General features: G+C 59.2%; 1 protein-coding gene. It reads right to left on the reverse strand.

What is annotated here, in order from left to right; all coding sequences use genetic code 11:
* Positions 1 to 23: 23 nt before the first annotated feature.
* A protein-coding gene (locus ACSHZY_RS18880) for an IS5 family transposase (RefSeq protein WP_435171765.1) occupies positions 24 to 781 on the reverse strand; the annotation gives its coding sequence in 2 pieces (ribosomal slippage) (positions 24 to 460 and positions 460 to 781; 759 coding nt in all).
* Between the last annotated feature and the right edge of the window lie 65 nt (positions 782 to 846).

The raw sequence follows: 846 nt of genomic DNA on the forward strand, positions 1-846 counted from the left end.
CTAGGGTCAGGACTCGTTCTTGATCACAGCCAAAACAGGACGGTTGCGGCCAACGCGATTGCGGAGAGGTAGGTTTCCGGGCACCTGTCGTAACGCGTGGCGACACGTCTCCAGTCCTTCAGGCGACCGAACATTATCTCGATGCGGTTACGCCTTTTGTAGCGGCGCTTATCGTATTTCACGGGCTTCTTGCGGGACTTCCGGCCGGGGATGCAGGCGCTTATCCCTTTGGCTTCCAACGCTTCTCGCAGCCAGTCGGCGTCATATCCCCTGTCCGCCAGAAACCAGTCCGCCTTCGGCAGGCTGCCCAACAGTGCTGCCGCACCGGTGTAATCGCTGACCTGCCCTGCCGATATGAAGAACCGGATGGGACGGCCTTTCGCATCGGTGACAGCATGCAGCTTCGTGTTCATGCCGCCTTTTGTTCGGCCGATCTGGCGACCCCGCCCCCCTTTTTCGCGCGCAGGCTACAAGCCGTGCGATGCGCCTTCAGATACGTGGCATCGATCATGATCGTCTTCGGATCGGCGCCTTCGGCGGCCAGGCCGACCATGATCCGCGCGAAGACCCCATTATCGCTCCAACGCTTCCAGCGATTGTAGAGGGTCTTGGCCGGTCCGTATTCCCTCGGAGCATCGCACCACCGCAAGCCATTGCGATTGATGAAGATAATGCCACTGAGAACCCTGAGATCATCAACACGCGGGCGGCCATGACTCTTGGGAAAGAAAGGACGAAGGCGGGCCATCTGCGCCTCGGTCAGCCAGAACAGGTTGCTCATCGATCAGGTCTCCTTGCGGAGCCTGAATCATGCTGAGACCGTAAAATCAATGGGTCTGGAGCCTA

The sequence above is a fragment of the Falsirhodobacter sp. 1013 genome, from assembly GCF_051195255.1.
Classification (GTDB): Bacteria; Pseudomonadota; Alphaproteobacteria; order Rhodobacterales; family Rhodobacteraceae; genus Falsirhodobacter.